Annotated in this window: 21 protein-coding genes; 12 read left to right on the forward strand and 9 right to left on the reverse strand. The window is 70.4% G+C overall.

Annotation, left to right across the window (positions count from 1 at the left end; translation table 11 throughout):
• From AC1DU4_RS20245 to AC1DU4_RS20255, 3 genes are all read right to left on the reverse strand, one after another.
• Positions 1 to 209 (reverse strand): DUF1989 domain-containing protein (locus AC1DU4_RS20245; RefSeq protein ID WP_477842839.1); only part of this gene is annotated, 209 nt, incomplete at its 3' end.
• The gene (locus AC1DU4_RS20250; protein WP_477842841.1) at positions 206 to 1096 is read right to left on the reverse strand and encodes an urea amidolyase associated protein UAAP1; all 891 of its coding nucleotides are present in this window, start codon (positions 1094 to 1096) and stop codon (positions 206 to 208) included. The genes AC1DU4_RS20245 and AC1DU4_RS20250, both read right to left, overlap by 4 nt.
• 3 nt (positions 1097 to 1099) lie before the next feature.
• Positions 1100 to 2632, reverse strand: a complete 1533-nt coding sequence (locus tag AC1DU4_RS20255; protein WP_477842843.1) for an amino acid permease — start codon at positions 2630 to 2632, stop codon at positions 1100 to 1102.
• Between the two features lie 194 nt (positions 2633 to 2826).
• On the opposite strand from AC1DU4_RS20255, the gene AC1DU4_RS20260 reads away from it, so the two are divergent.
• From AC1DU4_RS20260 to AC1DU4_RS20280, 5 genes are all read left to right on the forward strand, one after another.
• On the forward strand, positions 2827 to 4269 hold the full coding sequence (locus AC1DU4_RS20260) for a putative nucleotidyltransferase substrate binding domain-containing protein (protein ID WP_477842845.1): 1443 nt from the start codon (positions 2827 to 2829) through the stop codon (positions 4267 to 4269).
• Positions 4266 to 5114 (forward strand): Fic/DOC family protein, encoded by an 849-nt coding sequence (locus tag AC1DU4_RS20265; protein WP_477842847.1) that lies wholly within the window; start codon positions 4266 to 4268, stop codon positions 5112 to 5114. The genes AC1DU4_RS20260 and AC1DU4_RS20265 overlap by 4 nt, the downstream gene beginning before the upstream one ends.
• 181 nt (positions 5115 to 5295) lie before the next feature.
• On the forward strand, positions 5296 to 6672 hold the full coding sequence (locus AC1DU4_RS20270) for an MBL fold metallo-hydrolase (RefSeq protein WP_477842848.1): 1377 nt from the start codon (positions 5296 to 5298) through the stop codon (positions 6670 to 6672).
• A 34-nt stretch (positions 6673 to 6706) separates the two neighbouring features.
• A complete protein-coding gene (locus AC1DU4_RS20275; RefSeq protein ID WP_477842849.1) occupies positions 6707 to 6934 on the forward strand; it encodes a YgaP family membrane protein in 228 nt (75 codons plus the stop codon).
• 5 nt (positions 6935 to 6939) lie between these two features.
• Positions 6940 to 7722, forward strand: a complete 783-nt coding sequence (locus tag AC1DU4_RS20280) for a sulfite exporter TauE/SafE family protein (RefSeq protein WP_477842851.1) — start codon at positions 6940 to 6942, stop codon at positions 7720 to 7722.
• Between the two features lie 7 nt (positions 7723 to 7729).
• On the opposite strand, the gene AC1DU4_RS20285 is transcribed toward AC1DU4_RS20280, so the two are convergent.
• Both AC1DU4_RS20285 and AC1DU4_RS20290 read right to left on the reverse strand, forming a co-directional pair.
• A complete protein-coding gene (locus tag AC1DU4_RS20285; RefSeq protein ID WP_072843872.1) occupies positions 7730 to 8110 on the reverse strand; it encodes a DsrE family protein in 381 nt (126 codons plus the stop codon).
• Positions 8111 to 8161: 51 nt separating this feature from the next.
• Positions 8162 to 9649 (reverse strand): HD domain-containing phosphohydrolase, encoded by a 1488-nt coding sequence (locus tag AC1DU4_RS20290; protein WP_477842886.1) that lies wholly within the window; start codon positions 9647 to 9649, stop codon positions 8162 to 8164.
• A 150-nt stretch (positions 9650 to 9799) separates the two neighbouring features.
• On the opposite strand from AC1DU4_RS20290, the gene AC1DU4_RS20295 reads away from it, so the two are divergent.
• Positions 9800 to 10525 carry a TetR/AcrR family transcriptional regulator gene (locus AC1DU4_RS20295; protein ID WP_477842855.1) on the forward strand — a complete coding sequence of 242 codons (726 nt, stop codon included), beginning with the start codon at positions 9800 to 9802 and terminating at the stop codon, positions 10523 to 10525.
• A gap of 4 nt (positions 10526 to 10529) precedes the next feature.
• Positions 10530 to 10952, forward strand: a complete 423-nt coding sequence (locus tag AC1DU4_RS20300) for an HIT family protein (RefSeq protein WP_477842857.1) — start codon at positions 10530 to 10532, stop codon at positions 10950 to 10952.
• Positions 10953 to 10989: 37 nt separating this feature from the next.
• Here the strand turns inward: AC1DU4_RS20300 and AC1DU4_RS20305 are convergent, their stop codons facing one another.
• On the reverse strand, positions 10990 to 11640 hold the full coding sequence (locus AC1DU4_RS20305; RefSeq protein ID WP_477842859.1) for a class I SAM-dependent DNA methyltransferase: 651 nt from the start codon (positions 11638 to 11640) through the stop codon (positions 10990 to 10992).
• Between the two features lie 134 nt (positions 11641 to 11774).
• Here AC1DU4_RS20305 and AC1DU4_RS20310 point away from each other — a divergent pair, with 134 nt between their 5' ends.
• Both AC1DU4_RS20310 and AC1DU4_RS20315 read left to right on the forward strand, forming a co-directional pair.
• The gene (locus AC1DU4_RS20310) at positions 11775 to 13211 is read left to right on the forward strand and encodes an HNH endonuclease signature motif containing protein (protein ID WP_477842861.1); all 1437 of its coding nucleotides are present in this window, start codon (positions 11775 to 11777) and stop codon (positions 13209 to 13211) included.
• Between the two features lie 74 nt (positions 13212 to 13285).
• Positions 13286 to 13456 carry a hypothetical protein gene (locus AC1DU4_RS20315; RefSeq protein WP_477842863.1) on the forward strand — a complete coding sequence of 57 codons (171 nt, stop codon included), beginning with the start codon at positions 13286 to 13288 and terminating at the stop codon, positions 13454 to 13456.
• 42 nt (positions 13457 to 13498) lie between these two features.
• Here the strand turns inward: AC1DU4_RS20315 and AC1DU4_RS20320 are convergent, their stop codons facing one another.
• From AC1DU4_RS20320 to AC1DU4_RS20330, 3 genes are read right to left on the reverse strand one after another with little or no spacing between them, the layout of a single operon-like run.
• Positions 13499 to 14137 (reverse strand): hypothetical protein, encoded by a 639-nt coding sequence (locus AC1DU4_RS20320; protein ID WP_477842865.1) that lies wholly within the window; start codon positions 14135 to 14137, stop codon positions 13499 to 13501.
• Positions 14124 to 15404 (reverse strand): histidine--tRNA ligase, encoded by a 1281-nt coding sequence (gene hisS / locus AC1DU4_RS20325; RefSeq protein ID WP_477842867.1) that lies wholly within the window; start codon positions 15402 to 15404, stop codon positions 14124 to 14126. The genes AC1DU4_RS20320 and hisS overlap by 14 nt, the downstream gene beginning before the upstream one ends.
• A 51-nt stretch (positions 15405 to 15455) precedes the next feature.
• Positions 15456 to 16136 carry an MBL fold metallo-hydrolase gene (locus AC1DU4_RS20330; RefSeq protein ID WP_477842869.1) on the reverse strand — a complete coding sequence of 227 codons (681 nt, stop codon included), beginning with the start codon at positions 16134 to 16136 and terminating at the stop codon, positions 15456 to 15458.
• A gap of 224 nt (positions 16137 to 16360) precedes the next feature.
• Between AC1DU4_RS20330 and AC1DU4_RS20335 the strand changes: the two genes are divergently transcribed.
• The 3 genes from AC1DU4_RS20335 to AC1DU4_RS20345 all read left to right on the forward strand — a co-directional run bounded on the left by AC1DU4_RS20335 (position 16361) and on the right by AC1DU4_RS20345 (position 18904).
• Complete coding sequence (locus AC1DU4_RS20335; protein ID WP_477842871.1) at positions 16361 to 17230, forward strand: peptidylprolyl isomerase; 870 nt, start codon at positions 16361 to 16363, stop codon at positions 17228 to 17230.
• Complete coding sequence (locus tag AC1DU4_RS20340; RefSeq protein WP_477842873.1) at positions 17227 to 18027, forward strand: peptidylprolyl isomerase; 801 nt, start codon at positions 17227 to 17229, stop codon at positions 18025 to 18027. The genes AC1DU4_RS20335 and AC1DU4_RS20340 overlap by 4 nt, the downstream gene beginning before the upstream one ends.
• A gap of 265 nt (positions 18028 to 18292) precedes the next feature.
• Positions 18293 to 18904: a DUF1707 SHOCT-like domain-containing protein gene (locus AC1DU4_RS20345; protein WP_477842888.1), complete on the forward strand. Its 612-nt coding sequence runs from the start codon at positions 18293 to 18295 to the stop codon at positions 18902 to 18904.
• Position 18905: the final 1 nt, after the last annotated feature.

Below are 18905 nucleotides of genomic sequence, written 5' to 3' on the forward strand. Positions count from 1 at the left end.
CTGTAGCTGTAGCGGACGGTGTGGTCGTCGGCGGCGTAGAACAGGGTGTCGACGGCCTGGTTGCCGTGCAGGTCGACGATCGTGAGGACGTCGCCCGCCCGGACGACCGCGGACCAGGGCCCACGGGCGCCGACGATCTCGTCGAGCACCACCTCCCCTGGAACCAGGGCGAGCGAACCGGGTGCGGGAACGGTACGGGTGGAGGTCATTTGGTGTCCTTTCCGAACTGCGGTGCGGCGGCGTTCCAGGCGTCCTCGGTGTTGAGGACGGCCCTGTGGTACTCCGGGTCGTCCCCCGAACCGGCGCCGGAGACCACGGCGCCGAGGTCCTCGGGGGCGGCCCAGGCGAGCACCTCGACCGAGGTGGTCGGATAGGTCGGTGCGGGGTCGAGCGGGTGCGCGGTGTTCGCGATCAGCACGATCACCGGCAGGTGCACCAGCAGTTCGAGTTCCGTTCCGGCCCCGGCGGTCCCGACGCTGGTGAGTGCGCCGTCGGACTCCACCCGCACGCCGTGGAAGAAGGTGAGCACCGGCGGCAGGTCGCGGGCGGTCAGGCCGTGCTTGGCGGCCGCGAGGGTGAGCAGTTCACGGCCCGCGGGTGCGCCCGAATGCGCGCTGCCCTCGCCGTACTTCGCGGTGTTGGCGGCCAGCGACGTGGTGCCGCAGAAGGCGTCGTGCCGGCCGGAGGTGTCGGCGACGACGGTGGCGAGCACCCGGCCGGCGTCGGAGAGCAACGGGTGTCCGGTGCCGAGGTAGGCCTGCCACGGCACCTTGACGGTGTCTGCGACGTTCAGTCGTTCGTGGGTCGCGTCGGCGCGGTACAGCAGCAGGTTCGCGCACGCGGCGCCGTCGAGATCGCGCAGCCGGAGCCGGGTTCCGCGGGCCAGCACCTTGGAGGTGTACCGGCCGCCGGGCACGGTCTCCGCCCAGGTGAGCCGGTCGGCGGCGACGCCGGCGGGCGGGTTCGGCCAGGCGGACGCGGGCAGCACCGGCATCGAGTCGGTGACCGTCCCGGCCTGCGCGCGGGCGTGGTCGCGGGCGGCGGCGGTGGTGGCGGTGTCGTTGACGACGGTGTTCGCTGTGGTGGTGGTGGACACTGCTCAGGCTCCAATCGTGACGGGGTTCGGGACGGCCTTGCCGCGCGGGTAGCAGAGCGCTCCGATGAGCACCACCGCGACGACGGTCAGCGGGCCGGCCCACTGCAGGACGGGGTACTCCCCCGTGGGGTTGAAGATCTCGGCGCGCGGCCAGGCGAGGTTGACCACCATCGCGACGCCGTAGGCGACGGCGGCGATGTTGACCGGGAGCGCCCACCTGCCGAGCGAGAACAGCGGCTTCCCTTCGGCGTCCACCTGGGGTCCGCCGTTCGGCCAGCCCTTCAGCCGCCGCACCAGCAGCGGAACTGTGACCAGCAGGTAGGCCAGGTAGATCAGGATGATGCAGACACTCGACAGGGTCGCGAAGATCGCCGAGTTGCCGACGTTGACGGCGAGGACCGCGATGCACAGCAGCCCGATGAGCACGGACGGCGCGATCGGGGTTCCGGTGCGTGGGTTGACCTTCGACAGCGTCGCCGAGGCGGGGAGCCGGCCGTCGCGGGCCATCGAAAACATCAGCCGCGACGCCGCGGTCTGGATCGCCAGGGTGCAGACGAACACCGCGATCGCGACGTCGATCAGCAGCAGCGTTCCCCACGGCGAGGACAGGATCGAGTTCAGCACGTACGGCAGGCCTTCGGTGGCGAGCCGGCCGTCGCTCAGGCTGGGCGCGGCCATCAGCGCGCCGACGATCATCAGGCCGCCGCCGAGGGCGGACACCGACAGCGCGAGACGGATCGTGCGGGGTGCCACGCGGCGCGGGTTGCGCGTCTCCTCGGCGAGTTCGCCGGCGGATCCGAACCCGACCATCACGTAGGCGGCCATCAGTCCGGAGACGATCCAGGCCCAGACGTAGCCGGGCTGCCCGCCGGCCGCACCGGTGTCGAACACCACCTCGGGCCCCCGCTGGGCGTGGGTGAAGAACATGCCGATCACCGCGATGACACCGACGATCTCGCAGGTGACGCCGATGTTGTTGATCCGCGACATCCAGTTGACGCCGATGCAGTTGATGACGGTGGTCAGCACCAGCAGCACCGAGCCGAGGAGCACCGCGTTCGCCGCCCCGGACGACGACAGAAGCGACGGGTCGTCGCCGATGACCTGGAAGCCGCTCCACACGTTCGGCAGCACAACCTGCAGGGCGATGGCGGCGGCGGAGGCGGTGACGATCTGCGCGAGGATCATGAACCAGCCGGCGAACCAGCCGATCACCTCCCCCGCCATCCGCCGCGACCACTGGTAGATCGCGCCCGAGATCGGGTACCGCGCCGCGAGTTCGGCGAAGCACAGCGCGACCATGAACTGGCCGAGGAACACCACCGGCCAGGTCCAGAAGAAGGCCGGCCCGGCGAAACCGAAGCCCAGACCGAACAGCTGGAAGATCGTGGTCAGGATCGAGACGAACGAGAATCCGGCGGCGAACGAGGCGAACTTGCCGAGTGAGCGGTGCAACTGCTGCTCGTACCCGAACTCCGCGAGTTCGTCGGAATCCGGATGACTCTGGTCCTTCGGCTGTGATGCGACGGTCGTCATGTGCTCTCCCGGGTGGCGGAGTATCTGTCGGTTGACAGTTTTTCCGCCGCCCGTTCCCCACGGGTGTCCCCCCGGTTTCGCGATGTAGCCATTGCGTTGCGGCTCAATGTCATCCGTTACGTCGACGTTGCGGCCTCCTCACCGCCTCCCCCGGCAGACTTGCGGCGCCGGCCGGCCCTGCGAGGATGGGCCTCATGACCGAAGCCGGTGCCCCGCGCGTCGCTCCGCTCGTCGTTCGTGACCCGGCGATGCGTCCGGTCGGCGAGCTCCTGCGCGGGCCCGCCCTCACCTGCGCCCCCGAGACGCCGGCGCGCGAGGCCGCCGAACTGATGACCCGCGCCGGCCGACGCTGCGTCCTGATTCCCCTGGCCGAGGGCGCGCACGGGATCTTCACCGACGGCGACCTGCGCCGGAAGGTGGTGGCCGCGGGGCTGACCACCGCCACCCCGGTGTCGGCGGCGATGACCGCCCCGGTCCGCACCGTGCCCGCCGACCGGCTCGGCGCGGACGTGCTGATGGACATGCTCGAACTCGGCGTCCGGCACATGCCGGTGCGGTCGGCCTCCGGCGCACTGCTCGGCGTGCTCGAGGACGTGGACCTGCTCGCCACCGCGACCCGCAGCGGTTTCCTGCTCCGCGGCGAGGTCGCGCGGGCGGCCGACCCGGACGCGCTGGTCGCGGCCGCCGCCCGCGTCCCGGACCTGGTGCTGGGGCTGTGGCGGGCGCGGGTGGCCCCGCTGGACGTCAGCGCGGTCCTGTCGGTGATCGTCGACGCGGCCGCGGCCCGGGCGCTGCAGCTCGTGACCGCGGACCGCGACGGCGGCGCGGCGCCGTTCGCCTGGCTCTCACTCGGCAGCGTCGCACGCCGCGAGGCCATGCCCGGCTCCGACGTGGACAGCGCGCTGGCCTGGGCCGACGAGGACCCTGATGCCTGCKGCGAGGACCTGATGGCGATCGCGGCACGCGTGCACGACCTGCTGGACCGCTGCGGCTTCCCGTCCGACGACAAGGGCGCCGTCGCCGCGCGGCCCAGGTTCGCCCGGTCGGGTGGTGAGTGGCTGCGCGCCACCGGCAGTTGGATCGCCGATCCGTACCAGGACAAGGGGATCGTGATGATCTCGCTGCTGGCCGACAGCCGGGTGGTGTGGGGCGCGGATCGACTCGCCCTCGCCGCCGTCGTCGCGGAGCGGGCCCGGGCGAACCCCCAGGCGCTGCGACTGCTCCTGCGGGAGGCGGTCGAGGACAAGGCCCGGATCCATTCGCTGCGCCAGATCCTGACCCGGCGAACCGAGACCGTGGACCTGAAGTCGCAGGGCGTGATGCCGATCGTCAACGTCGCGCGCTGGGCGGGCCTGGCCACCGGGTCCGACGCGGGGTCGACGACCGCACGGCTGCAGGCCGCGTCGGGCAGCGGACTGCTTCCCGACGACGACGCCCGGGTGCTGGCCGAATCCTTCGACGTGCTGCAACAGATCCGGCTGCGGCACCAGTGCGAACAGCTCGAGCAGGGGTTGCCGGTCACCGACGAGCTGGCCATCGCCACGCTGACCCCGCTCTACCGCAGCCTGCTGGCGAACGCGGTCCGGGAGGTCGCGGGCGTGCAGCGCAAGCTCGCGTACGCGGGACCGGCGACATGACCGCGCCGGCGGCGCCGCGTCCCGCGGCCCGGTGGCCGGAGCTGTTCGCGGACCTCAGCGACGGCCAGGCGCACGCGGTCGAGCAGACGGTCGCCGCGGAGCGGCTCGAGGGCTGGCGGCCCCGGCGTGAGCACGTCGCCGACCTGGTGGCGTTGGCCACCGGCGACGGCAGCCACGCCGACCGCCTGGCCCGCTGGCGGTCGGAGGCCGCCGCGCTCCCCGCCGCCGGACGCCGCCGCCTCGCCCTGCCGCGGCCGTACCTGGTGACCGGGACGTCGGTGCTGCGCAACAACTTCGGTTTCCGCGACGGCGGACAGCTGCGCGAGGTCGAGTTCCCCGCGACCGCCGCCCGGCTGCTGCAGGCCCACCTGGGGGCGGCGACGCCGGTGCGCGCGGTGGACGCCGAGCACATCCTGCGCCTGCACGGGCAGGTGTTCGGCGACGTGTTCGGCTGGGCCGGGCAGACCCGGTTCGTGGAGCTGTCGAAGAACGGCGACGCCTTCGCGCCGGTGGCCGCGATCGGCCGCTACCTGCGGGAAGTCGAGATCGCCGTCGCGGTGACCGACTGGCCCCGCGTCGACCGGGGCCGGCTGGCGTACGCGCTCGCCGCGGTCTACGCGACCTACAACCACGCGCACCCCTTCCGCGAGGGCAACGGCCGCACCGGCACCCTGCTGCTGCACCAACTCGCCGCGTCCACCGAGTTCCGTCTGGACCTCTCCGACGTCACGGCCGCGGAATGGGTTGCCGCCTCCCGCGACTCGGCCCCGTTCCGCCGGACGGGGGCGCCGTCGCCGCGGCCGTTGATCCCGCTGCTGCGGCGCGCGCTGGTGTCGCGCCGGTAGCTCGTCCCCACCGCTCTGCCGGAGTCGAGACGCGGATCCGCCCCTCTCGCTGCCCACAGTCATCCCTGGTCATATACCCCATGGGGTACTTGACATACCTAGGGGGGTATATGGCACCCTGTACTCATCACCCCCACTGACCTGGGCAGCAAGGAAGCTGAGAAGTAGGAAGGTTGTCCCGATGATCCTCGAGCAGTACTACATCGAGTGCCTCTCGCACGCGTCGTACGTCATCGGCGACGAGAGCACCGGCCGCGCCGTCGTGGTCGACCCGCGTCGCGACATCACCGAGTACCTCTCGGACGCCGCTCGACACGGCCTGACCATCGAGGGCGTCGTCAACACGCACTTCCATGCGGACTTCGTCTCCGGACACCTCGAACTGGTCGAGGCAACCGGCGCCTGGATCGGCTTCGGCGAGGCCGCGGACACCGACTACCCGATCGTCCGACTGACCCACGGCCAGCACCTGACCCTGGGGAACGTGGACATCGAGATCCTCGCCACACCCGGCCACACGTGGGAGTCGATCAGCCTGCTGGTCCGCGAGAGCCGCGACGCCGAGCCGTCCGCCGTGCTGACCGGCGACTCGCTGTTCATCGGCGACGTCGGGCGCCCCGACCTGGCCAATCTCGGCGACGGCACCACCACCGACCTCGCCCGGGCGATGTACCGCACCGTCCACGAGACGCTGCTGGCCCTGCCCGACGCGGTGACCGTCATGCCGGCCCACGGGGCGGGGTCGTCGTGCGGCAAGAACCTCTCGTCCGAGCTGACCTCCACCATCGGCGAACAGCGGCGCACCAACCCGTCGGTGCAGCCGATGAGCGAGGCGGCGTTCGTCGCCCTGATCACCGACGGCCAGCCCGCGGTGCCGGGGTACTTCGCCGCCGACGTCGCGCTGAACAAGTCGAATCGGGCCCTGCTCGACCAGGATCGGCACATCCCCGAGCTGTCCGCGGAAGACCTGCGGGCCGAGCTGACCAGCGGCACCCGCGTTCTCGACGCCCGCACCCCCGACGACTTCGCCGCCGGCCATCTGCGCGGCTCGGTCAACGTCGGATTCGACGGCCGGTTCGCCGAGACCGGCGGCATGGTCGCCGACATCGGCGAGCGCATCGTGCTCGTCACCTACCCCGGCGAGGAACAGGATGCGGCAATGCGCCTGGCGCGCATCGGGTCCGACAACGCCGTCGGCTATCTCGCCGTCGACGCCACCTTCCCGGACGCACTCACCGACCTGGTCCACACCGCACCGCGCACCACGGCCGTCGAGCTCGAGGAACTCCTCGACGCCGACGCCGTCACGCTGATCGACATCCGCAACCCCGGCGAACGCGACTTCGGCGTCATCGACGGCGCCCGGTCGATCCCCCTCGCGCAGCTGCGATCCCGCCTCGCGGACCTGCCGCGGAACAAGCCCATCGTCGTCCACTGCGCGGGCGGCYGGCGCTCGTCGGTCGCCGCATCACTGTTGCGTGCCGACGGCCTCGAGAAGGTCAGCGACCTGGTCGGCGGATACGCCGCCTGGACCGAACGCGCCGCCGTCTCCGCCTGATTCACAAACTATCGAAAGGACGGCACCGACCGTCATGACAGCTCTCCCCCGACACCACGGCTGGACCATCGAACGGGTGGTTCCGCTGCTGGGCGGCACGGTCGTGCTGCTCAGCGTGGCACTGGTACTCGCGTTCTCCGCCTGGTGGCTGATTCTCACCGCGTTCGTCGCCGCGAACCTCCTGCTCTACAGCGCGGTGGGCTGGTGCCCGATGAGCCTGCTGCTCCAGCGCCTCGGGATCCCGCGGATCAACGGTCGCTGACCGAGATGACGCTCACGATCGCGCTGGCCCTTGCCGCCGGCGCAGCCATCGGCGTCCTGCTCGGACTCCTCGGCGGCGGCGGATCGATCCTCGCCGTGCCGGTGCTGGTGTTCGCCCTGGGCCTCGACCTCGACGAGGCGATCCCGATCTCGCTGATCGTGGTCGGCGCCGCCTCGGCCGTCGGGGCCGTCCCCAAGATCCGCGCGCACCTCGTACAGTGGCGGCTGGCGGCGGTGTTCGCCGCCGCCGGTATCCCCGCGACGTTCCTCGGCAGCGCCCTGGGACGGCAGCTACCGCAGACCGTCGTGATGGTCGGGTTCGCCGTGGTCATGGTCGTGGCCGGCGCCCGCATGCTCGCCGACACCGGTGACACTGGCACCGCGTGCAGGGTGGGCAACTCCGGGATCAACTGGCGCCGCTGCGCCTCACGCTCGATCCCGGTCGGCTTCGCCGTCGGCGTGATGACGGGGCTCTTCGGCGTCGGCGGCGGATTTCTCATCGTCCCCGCGCTGGTGCTCATGCTGGGTGTCGAAATGCGGATCGCGGTGGGAACGTCACTGCTCGTCATCGTCGCGAACTCCGCCGCCGGCCTCGTCGCGCAGCTGGGCGGCGACGTCACGATCGACCCCGCCACCACGATCGGTTTCGCCGGCGCCGCCATCGTCGCCTCCCTGATCGCCGGCCGGTTCGGCAGCCGCGTCGACACCCGCAGACTCCAACACTGGTTCGCCTACCTGGTGTTCGCCGTCGCCGCCTATGTGCTGCTCGACACGCTCGTGCTGAGTTGACGGCGCGTCAGTAACTGAAGGTGACCACCGGGTCGGTGTCGATCCACTTCCACATCACCACGGTGCCGCCCACCTCCGCGTTCGGGACCAACGCCTCGCTGTCCAGGTGCTTCGCGTCGAAACAGATGGGACAGACCAGGTATCGGCCGCCCGCAGCCTCGTAGCGTGCGGCCAGTTCTGGCAGCGGCGGGCATCCGTCGCAGGCCACGCCCTGCAGGGTCCCGCGCAGCACCAGGCGCACCGCCTCCTTCGTCAGGAACATCAGCGTCTCGCGGCCGTCCTCCGCCGCACCGACGGCGACCAGGAAGGCCACCGTCACCTTCTCCGCGTCCTCGAGACCGGTCGTCAGACTGATCACGGCCTTGGGTCGTCCTCCGTTGTTCGTCATGGTGTCGACTCTTCGCCGCCGCGCCCGGATCGGCATGGGGCAACTGCCCCATCAGTCGGACGACGCGTGCACCGGCGGACGCACCAGCCCGTGGTCGATCGCGGCCAGGCTGGCCTGCGTGCGGTTCCCCACCCCGAGTTTGAGGTAGATGTGCTCGACGTGATTGCGCGCCGTCTTGGCCGCGATCGACAGGTCGGTGGCGATCTCCCGGTTGGACCGGCCGTACGCCAGCAGCCGCAGCACCTCCACCTCACGGTCGGTCAGGCCCGCGGGCCACGGACGCGCCCGGTCGATGCGATGGCCGGCCACCGCCAGCACCGCGTCCACCGCCTCGGCGTCCAGGCGTCCCTCCCGGGCCTCCGCGCGCAAACGGTCCGCGGCCAGGTCCGGCCCCATCGCCGCCCGGTATGGGCGGGGCTCCAGCCAGCCCTGATACGCCTCGGCCGCCCCGAGCAGCCGGTCGGAGACCGACAGGTTGGCACCGCGGACCCCCCGTGGGAATCCCGACCCGTCGAGCCGCTCGCGGTGGGCGGCCGCGATCGCGACGATCGGTTCGAGACCGACGACCCGATCGAGGATCCGTCCGGTGAGGTAGGGGTAGAGCCGGAGCCGTTCGAACTCCGCGGCCGTCAACGGGCCGGTCTTGTCCCAGACCGAGTTCGAGACGCCGATCCGGCCGAGACCGTGCACCAGACCGGCGCGGTGGAGAACGCGGACATCGGCCGGCCCCATCCCGGCGTGCCGGGCCGCTGCGGCGACCAGGTCGGCCACCGCCGCGGCGTGACCGACCAGCGCCGGGCACTTGAGGTCGACGAAGGCGCCGAGCTCCCGGAGCAACCCGTCGAGCTCCGCCTCCGACAGCTCCCGGTCGCCGTCCGGCGCCTGCGCGAGCGACTCCGTCCACACGTCCCCGGTGAGCAGGCCGTCGAGAATCTCGTCGGCGTGTTCGGTGAAGGTCTGTGCGACCGACGGACAGAACGCCCGGCCCGCCCTCGCCTGCACCACGGCCACCGCCTGCGCGACGCCGCCCGCGCGCAGGTGCACCTCCGCCACGTCCGCCACCTGCGCGATGCAGGCCACCTCGGGTACGTCCGGTCCACGCACGCCGGTCGGCAGCCCCGCACCGTCCCAACGCTCGAACATCGCGCCGACCACGGCGGCCACGTCCTCACCCAACCCCACGCGGTCGGCCAGCGCCCCGGCCGAGGCGCAGTGCGAGCTGATCAGTTCCGACATGCGCGAACGGGCGGTCACCGCGAACGCCGCCCGGTGCACGGTGCGCTCCCACAGCGGCAGTCCGGAACCGGTGTGTTCGAGCATCAGACGCAGGAAGGGCAGGCCCGCGCGGTCGACGCGGTAGGTGTCGGCTCGGAAGCCGATGTCGTCGCCGAACGCGGCCGCGATCTCGGGCGAATCCGCGTGACAACCGATCCAGGCGATCAGGGTCCCGTAGTAGACCGCGCCGCGGGCCCGGGCGTCCATCCCGCAACGGTCGGCAAGCCTGGTCGCGATCAGCGAGGAGCGCAGCATGTGCTCCATCGGCTGACCCAACCCGAGGTCGATCGCGAGCGACAACGCGGCGAGCAGCTCGGCCCGCCGCGGTCCGGCAGCGGACCCGTGTCGCGTCACGGTTACATCCTCCCCCACAGGGTCCCCCGCCGTGGGATCCGACTCTGACAGGATGAGGCCGTGACCACCGCCGGACCGGGCCGCCCACGGCTGACCAAGCAGCGTCGGCCGGGCGGGACCGCGCAGGCAGAGATCCTCGACGCGGCGGCGGAACTGTTCACCACCCGGGGGTTCTCCTCCACCTCGACGCGCCAGATCGCGGAGGTGGTCGGGATGCGTCAGGCCTCGCTGTACCACCACTTCGCCACCAAGGACGACCTCCTGGTGGCGCTGCTGGAGAAGACGGTATCGGCCCCGCTGCGGCTGGCCTCGCGCCTCGCCGAGCGCGACGAACCGGCCGCGGTCCGGTTGTATGCGCTGATCCTGTTCGACGCCGGGCAGCTGATGTCCGGACGGTGGAACCTCGGTGCGCTGTACCTGCTGCCCGAACTGCGCACCGAGCGGTTCGCCCAGTTCCGCCGGGAGCGGCAGATGCTGCGCCGGCGCTACGGCGCCCTCGCCGCGGCCGTGCTGGGACAGCTGGACTCCGCCGACACCGCCCGCGCAGGCCTACCCTTCCGCATCGTCGAGAGCGTGATCAACGAACGCAGTGACACGGAGGGCAGGGACACGGAGAGCGGGGACATGGAAGGCGGCGACATCAAGGGCGGCGACCAGACGGGCACCGGGACCGACTCGCCCCAACTGCTCGCCGACGCGGGCCTGCGGGTGCTGGGGTGGACCGACGTCGAATCGCTCCGAACACCGGCTGGCGCACTGCTCGCAGAGTTCACGGCCGAGGCCTGAGCCGGTGGGCGGCGAGTGCGCCTTCTGCGGCGTGGTCGAGCACGCCGCGCCGGCTCACATCGTCTTCGAGGACGCCGACACGGTCGCCTTCCTGGACCGGCGGCCGGTGTTCAAGGGCCACGTGTTGCTGGTGCCGCGTCGGCACGTCGCGGTCCTGGCGGACCTCCCGGCCGAGCTGATCGCGCCGCTCTTCGCTGTCGCGCAACGCCTCTCGTCGACTGTCGTCGATACACTCGGCGCGCAGGGGTCGTTCGTCGCCGTGAACAACGTGGTCTCGCAGAGCGTGCCGCACCTGCACGTGCACGTGGTGCCGCGAACCAAGGGTGACGGCCTGCGCGGCTTCTTCTGGCCGCGAACGAAGTACGCCGACGAGGTCGAGGCCGACGACTACGCCGCGCGGCTCGGTGCCGCCATGCGCGCTGGCTGAATTCGGTCCGGCTCGCACTTGTCTGGTGTCCGTTCGACTACTCGGAGGGCTTGCGCGCCATCAGGTATGCCTGACGTTGCTTCTCGGGAGGCGTGGGCTCCCGCAGGAGCTGCGCATGCACGTCGAAGCCGGCCTCCCGAAGGAGCCCGACGATCCGGTCGGGCGACAGTCGATACACGTCGTAGGACACCGTGTGCCCGTACGCCCCCTCGAGCCGGACGCGTTCGTCGCCGACCTGGAATGCGAGCGCCAGGTGGCCACCGGGCCTCAGGGTCCGGTAGAACTCGGCGAAGACCACCGGCAACAGCTCCGGCGGAGTGTGGATGATCGAGTACCACGCGACAATTCCTGCGAGGACACCGTCTTCCAGGTCCAGTTCCGTCATCGAGCCCACAACGAACCGAAGCTCCGGATGGTCGCGGCGGGCCACCGCGACCATCTCGGGCGAGAGATCGACACCGAACGCACCGAGCCCCAGTGACCGCAGGTGCGCCGTCACCCGGCCCGGGCCACATCCCAGGTCCGCGACGGGACCGTCGCCCGCGTCGCGCACGAACTCCGCAAACGTTGCCAGCATGGCCCGGTCGAATGGCTGGTCCGCGAGCATGCCGCGAACGAGCTCGGCATAGTCCACAGCGACCGTGTCGTACGCGGCCCGCGTCATGTCCAAGTAGGAAGGTCCCGTCATGCGGAGGACCATATTCCCGCCGGCCGACATCCTCGTGGGCCAGCGATTCACCGATCGGCATCACACATCTTTTGCACGCTTAACCAGGCAAAAGATCATTGTGATCGAATGCGCGTGCGAGTAGAATTTGGTGTATGAAACTCGACGCCATGCTCACCGACCCCGCCGGGGTCGAGGCAGGGCGACTCGACGAAACCGAGCTCGCGTCGGCGGTCCCGGAACTGTCGGCGAGGATCCGCGAACTCGAGGCCCTGCGCGTCCGGTTGGTGCACGAGGCCGACCAGCAGTGCCTCTCGAACCACCTCGGTGCCGCGGACACCACCTCCTGGCTCGCCGACGCCACCCACATGACCGCCGGCCACGCAGGCAAGATCGTCCGCCTCGGCCGAGAACTACCCCTGCACCCGCGGATGGCCGCCGCCCTCGATGCCGGCCGGATCGAACTCGGGCACGTGCAGGTGATCGTCAACTTCCTCGCCCGACTCGACAAACTCACCGCCGACCGGACTGCCGAGCCGGTGGAGACCGACTGGGACCACCCCGACCCCGAAACCGGTCGACCCGACGACTGCCAGGCCTACCTCCTCATCGCCGCGCACCTCGAGAACGTCACCGTCCTTCGCCGACGCGCCCGCGCACTGGAGTTGCTCCTGCAACTCGACGGCACCGTGCCACCCGACGGCGAAAATCCCGAACTCAACGAGTTCTTCGCCAGCACAACGCTCGGTGGTCGGGTGCACGTGACAGGCACCTTCGACGCCGAAACCGGCGAAGCCCTCCAGACCGCCCTCTCCGGACTGTCGAAGCCGCACCCGACCACCGACGAGGACGGTCACCCGACACCCGACGACCGCTCCGCCGCCAAGCGCCGCGCCGACGCCCTCGGACAGATCATCCGCGGACACCTCGACAACGCACGCGGACCGATGGAAGGCGGCGAAYGACCCCACGTCACCGTCACCATCGACGTCGACGCCCTGAAGGACGCGGTCTCCGCGACGACGCCCACCCCGGCGACCGGAGCCTGGTCCGGGAATCGCTGGGACTACCACCGCGACAACGCAACCGGGCTCGTAGGCAGCGAACGTGGTGAAAGCTGCTCAGATGTCAGGCCCCCGCGGCACTACCGCCGCAGAAGGCACGCCACCATGCCCTGGGCTGGGCCGATCTCCGCGGCCATCGCCGCCCGCATCTCCTGCGACGCGCAGGTCACCCCGATCTTCGTCGACCGGGGCGGCAACCCCCTCGACGTCGGCGTCACCACCCGCATCATCTCCCCGCGACTGCGGAAAGCCTTGGTGGCGCGGGACTGCGGCTGCGCCTTCCCCGGCTGCGGACGCCCCGCCGCCTGGACGGACGCGCATCACATCCACCACTGGAGCAAGGGCGGCCCCACCGCCCTGTCGAACCTGGTGCTGCTCTGCAAGAAGCACCACACGATCATCCACAAGAACCACTGGGCGGTGGCCATCGGCGATGACGGCCACCCATGGTTCACCCCACCTGCCTGGGTGGACCCGTTGCGAAGACCGCGGCCGGCCCACAACCGGCGCGTGATCCACGGGGCCTGATCCAAAGGCCCGAACACCCACCACAACCGGTCTGCGCCGTGCTGGTGGCGGAAACTGCAGCTAGAGTGGCGCGCATGTCTGCCATGCACGAGGTTCCCAGCACTGACAACGCTGTTCGTCGTCCGCCAACCCACGCCGAGGCAATTGCCGAGTTCCGCGAGATGGCCGAACGACACCCCGAGTTGGACATCGACATGGACGCAGTACTGGCATCCGTCCGTTACGTACGAGGCGAATCCGACTGACGGTCGGCCTCCACCGGCCCGCCGGGCCGACCCCGAGCCCGGTCAGTCGGTGAGACCGACGACCTCCTGGTCGGTGAGCACGGTCTGCGGCACCCGGCCGGCATCCTTCGCAAGGTGCACGGCCCGATACAGCGGGCGCTCCTCGAGTCCCGCGCCGCGGGCCTCCGCCCGCAGCTGGGAGACGAGCACCGTCGACATCGCCAACGCGGGCGCCAACTCACTCGAGACCAACGCGTCGGCCAGCGACCGCAGCCCGAGAACCTCGAGCTCGCGCCCACCGTCCTCGGTGTAGAGGGCCAGCGGCACCGACACCACGGTGTTGCCGTCGCCGACCCGCAGGATCAGCTGACTGACCCGGGCCGCGCGCACCTGCAACTCCGTGGTCGCCGCGGCGGAAAGATCCACCGACTTCGACCGCAACGCGCTCTGGGCGTGGATGACGTTGCCGCTGATCCAGATTCGACGGCGCAGGGTCAGGAGCGCGGACAACGCGGTGGGCAGCGCGACGATCGCGCCGACCAGCACCCCCATCCACAGCGAGGTGAAGACCCCGACCACCGCGCCGACCACGACACCGAGCCCGACCGCCACCGCCGCGACCTTCCGCAGCCGAGGCGCGATCAGGGACGCGGGAATCAGGTCCAGCGACACCGGGCCCGCGGCCGCGTCACCCTTCGCCAAGGAACGCCCCGACCTGCGCGACCACGTCGTCGAGCGGCACCGGCCGCTGGTCTCCGGTCGCCAGGTCCTTGAGCCCGACCACGCCCTCCTCGAGGTCCCGCTCGCCGAGGACCAACGCCAGCCGGGCGCCGGAGCGGTCGGCGGCCTTCATCGCGCCCTTGAGTCCACGCCCGCCGTAGGCGATGTCCGTCCGGATTCCGGCCTGCCGCAGCTGCGCCGCCACCACCACCATGCGGGCCCGAGCCTCGTCACCGAGCGGCACGCCGAACACCTCGCAGCGCGCCGGGCTCGCGACCGTCTTGCCCTCCGCGGCGAGCGCGAGCACGGTGCGGTCGACGCCGATGCCGAACCCGATGCCGGACAGCGGCTGACCGCCGAGCTGTTCCATCAGTCCGTCGTAGCGTCCGCCGCCGCCGATCCCCGACTGCGCGCCCAGGCCGTCGTGCACGAACTCGAAGGTGGTCTTGGTGTAGTAGTCGAGCCCGCGCACCATCCGCGGGTTCACCACGTACGGGACGCCCAGCGCGTCGAGGTGCGCGAGCACCTCGTCGAAGTGCGCCTTCGCCTCCTCCGAGAGGTGGTCGAGCATCAGGGGCGCGCCGGCCGTCATCTCCTTGACGTGCGGGCGCTTGTCGTCCAGCACGCGCAGCGGGTTGATCTCGGCGCGCCGACGGGTGTCCTCGTCGAGGTCGAGGCTGAAGAGGAACTCCTGCAACAGCTCTCGGTACTGCGGTCGGCAGGTGTCGTCGCCGAGCGAGGTGATCTCCAGGCGGAACCCGTCCAGGCCGAGGGACCGGAATCCGGCGTCGGCGATCGCGATGACCTCCGCGTCGAGGGCGGGGTCGTCGACACCGATCGCCTCGATGCCCACCTGCTGCAGCTGCCGGTAGCGGCCGGCCTGAGGACGCTCGTAGCGGAAGAACGGGCCCGCGTAGCTGAGTTTGACCGGCAGCTGGCCGCGGTCGAGGCTGTGCTCGATGACCGCCCGCATGACGCCGGCGGTGCCCTCCGGGCGCAGCGTGACCGAGCGGTCGCCACGGTCGGCGAAGGTGTACATCTCCTTGCTGACCACGTCCGTGGACTCGCCGACGCCGCGGGCGAACAGTCCGGTGTCCTCGAAGATGGGCAGCTCGATGTGCCCGTATCCGGCGAGCCGCGCGGCCCGGGTGAGGCCGTCGCGGACCGCGACGAACTCCGCGGACGCCGGCGGCACGTAGTCGGGGACGCCCTTGGGGGCCGAGAATGCGGTGTTACTGGGCTTGCTCACGTTTTCCACTATTCCTTAAACACGGAGGCGCGACAGACAGGGAGGCGCGACTTACCTGGAGTCGGCCAGTCCGACCAGGAACGGGTTGGCCACGCGCTCCTGCCCGATCGAACTGGAGCCGCCGTGGCCGGGCAGAATCGCGGTGTCGTCACCCAGGACCAGCAACTTGGCCGCAATCGACCGCAGCAGCTGCTCGTGGTCGCCGCCCGGCAGGTCGCTGCGCCCGATCGAACCGGCGAACAGCGTGTCGCCGGTCAGCGCCACCTGCACCGGACCGTCCGCGGTGGCCGCCGTCGTCCGCAACACCACCGAACCCTGGGTGTGCCCGGGAGTGTGGTCCACGTCGAACCGGATGCCGGCCAGCTCCAGYACGTCACCGTCCGCCAGTTCGCGCACGTCGGCGGGCTCACGGAACTCGGCGTCGCCGATCATCGCGGCCAGCGCAGGACCGGTGCCTCGCAGCGGGTCGCTGAGCATGTACCGGTCCTCGGGGTGGATGTAGGCCGGGATCCCGAACTTCTCGCACACCGGCGCCACCGACCAGGTGTGGTCCAGGTGCCCGTGGGTCAGCAGCACCGCCGCCGGGGTCAGTCCGGACTGGTCGAGGAACTCGACGAGTGGCGCGGTGGCATCTTGACCGGGGTCGACGACGACGCACTCGGTCGAGTCGTCCTGCGCCAGGATGTAGCAGTTCGTCTGAAAAGCTCCGGCCGGGAATCCGGTGACGAGCACGGCAATCGCTCCTTGGTGGCGGTGGCGGGGAAACAGGTGTTACTGACAAAGCCGGTCCAGAGGGACCGGCTACAGCCTAGGCTGCCAACCCGTCAGCATGCTCACAGGTTCTAATGGCAGACTTTGACAGCGACTGACCAGTGGGCGTCATGCCCTACATACGAGGGCCGCTCGTCCCGCCGCGCGGGGCGACGCGCCCGTGCGGTTACCGGAGGTATGCAGTAGTGCCGAGCAATGAGCAACGTCGCCAGGCCGCCAAACGGAAGCTGGAACGACAGCTCGAGCGCCGGGCCGAGCAGGCCCGCAAGCGCAAGCAGATGACCATCGGAGCGTCCGTGTTCGGCGCCGTGCTCGTGGTCGCGGCCGGAGCAGTCGTCTACAACCTGACCAAGGGCGACGACAGCGCAGACACGTCCACCACCGCGGCGAGCAGCGCACCCCAGGAGGCCGGCGTCATGCCCGCGGGCCGCGCCGAGGCCCTGCCCGCGACCGTGGACTGCACCTACATGCCGGACGGCCAGGCCCCCGCGAAGCCCGCGAACATGCCGAACGCGACCGCCGTCTCCGCCGAGGGCACCGTCACGGTCAACCTGGACACCACCCAGGGACCGATCGGACTCGACCTCAACCGCGCCGAGTCCCCGTGCACGGTCAACAGCATGGTCAGCCTCGCGGAGCAGGGCTACTTCAACGACACCCCCTGCCACCGGCTCAGCACCACCGGCCTGAAGATCCTCCAGTGCGGCGACCCCTCCGGCCAGGGCACCGGCGGACCCGGCTACGGCTTCGTCAACGAGTTCCCCACCGACCAGTACAGCCCCGACGACCCGAACCTCGGTGAGTCCGTGACCTACGGGCGCGGCACCATCGCGATGGCCAACACCGGCCAGCCGGGCAGCAACGGCAGCCAGTTCTTCCTGGTCTACGACGACTCCCCGCTGCCGCCGATGTACACCGTCTTCGGCACCATCTCCGACGAGGGCCTCGCCACCATCGAGAAGGTCGCCGCGGCAGGTGACGACGGCTCGATGTCCGCGGGCGGCGGCAAGCCGAACACCCCGATCCAGATCACCACTGCGAGCGTGGCCGCATGAAGCGCACCCTGATCGTCGCCGCGGGCGTCGGCCTGGCCCTGGTGACCGGCGCCTGCTCGAGCAGCACCGACAACTCGGCCGGCGGATCCTCGGCCACGTCCGCCACGATGTCCGCCACCTCGTCCGGCACCACGATCAACCCGCCGGACCTGTCGTCCTACCCGAAGCTCCCCGCGGTCACCACGCCCACCGAGGGCACGGCGGCCTGCTCGTACCCGGCCAGCGGCCAGCCGGTCAAGCCGGTCACCCCGCCGCCGTCGGCCGGCGTGCAGGCCGAGGGCACCGCCGAGGTGACCATGACCACCTCGCAGGGCCCGATCGGGCTGAGCCTGAACCGCGCCGAGGCGCCGTGCACGGTGAACAGCTTCGTCAGCCTGGCCGAGCAGGGCTACTACGACGACACGCCGTGCCACCGCCTGAGCACCAGTGGGCTGTACATCCTGCAGTGCGGCGACCCGTCCGGCACCGGCCGCGGCGGACCCGGCTACGGCTACCTCAACGAGTACCCGTCCACCCAGTACACCGCGGCGGATCCCGCCGGTCAGCAGCCCGTCGTGTACCCGCGCGGCACCATCGCGATGGCCAACACCGGCCAGCCGGGCAGCAACGGCAGCCAGTTCTTCCTCGTGTACGAGGACTCCCCGCTGGCGCCGCAGTACACGGTGTTCGGCACCATCTCCGAGGAGGGCCTCGCCACCATCGAGAAGGTCGCCACCGCAGGAAACGACGAGTCGATGCCCGCGGGCGGCGGCAAGCCGAACACCCCCGTGCAGATCGAGAAGGTCACCGTCGGCTAGCTGAATCGCCCGACCGGGCGGGTTGAGAACTGCGACGACTCGTTGTCACGGGCCGTTGAAACGAAGGTCTCCTGTCGTGGAGTGGTGTTGCACGGACACCCCGCCGACTGGAGACCTTCGTTCGTCCCGATGCCCACCGGCACGGGACTCCGATCGCCGTGCGGCCGCTCCGGTCGTACGCGGCGCTTCGATCGCCCACGCACGAGGTCATAGGATTCTCCGTTGACGAATCTGACAATCCGCTCACAGAGAGAGTCGTTACGTGATGGACGAACCCGACCGCGAAGACCTTCTACTCAGCGATGACGAGCGCATGCACGCCTTGAATGTCATCGGCGAGCACTACGCCGCAGGACGGTTGGATGGAACCGAGTTCTACGACCGCTCCGAAGTAGTCGCCTCTGCACGCACTCTCGACGCAGTCCGCAGTGCTTTCCGAGGACTTCCTGGCGGACTGCCACTCGAGCTGGTCGACGGGCACCTTCGGAAGATCCCGGTCAGTGGAATCACCCCGGCAACAAGGAACGGCGACACCGTTGCTTCACGAACCGCATCACGCAGTCCCGAAGAGGAGCTTTCCTCCCTCCGCAGACGCGGGGACTTGATCGAGACGCTCGACGGGGCGATCTTCGGTATCACCCTCGTGACTTTCCTTGTGCTGCAACTGATCGTCGACTGGGACTACGCCTGGGTCGTCTGGACGTCACTGGTGCTCACCCTCAGCATCCCCCGGATGATCCTGAGGTTCGGCGACACCGATGAGGAGATCTACGAGGAGTTGAAGGACTCGGAAGCCACATCACGCAAGAGACGCCTCCACGAGGCCGCCAATCGGATACACGAGCTCGAAACCAAGCAGGACCCCGAGAAGATCTAAG

The sequence above is a fragment of the Rhodococcus sp. P4_F5 genome (assembly GCF_056401315.1).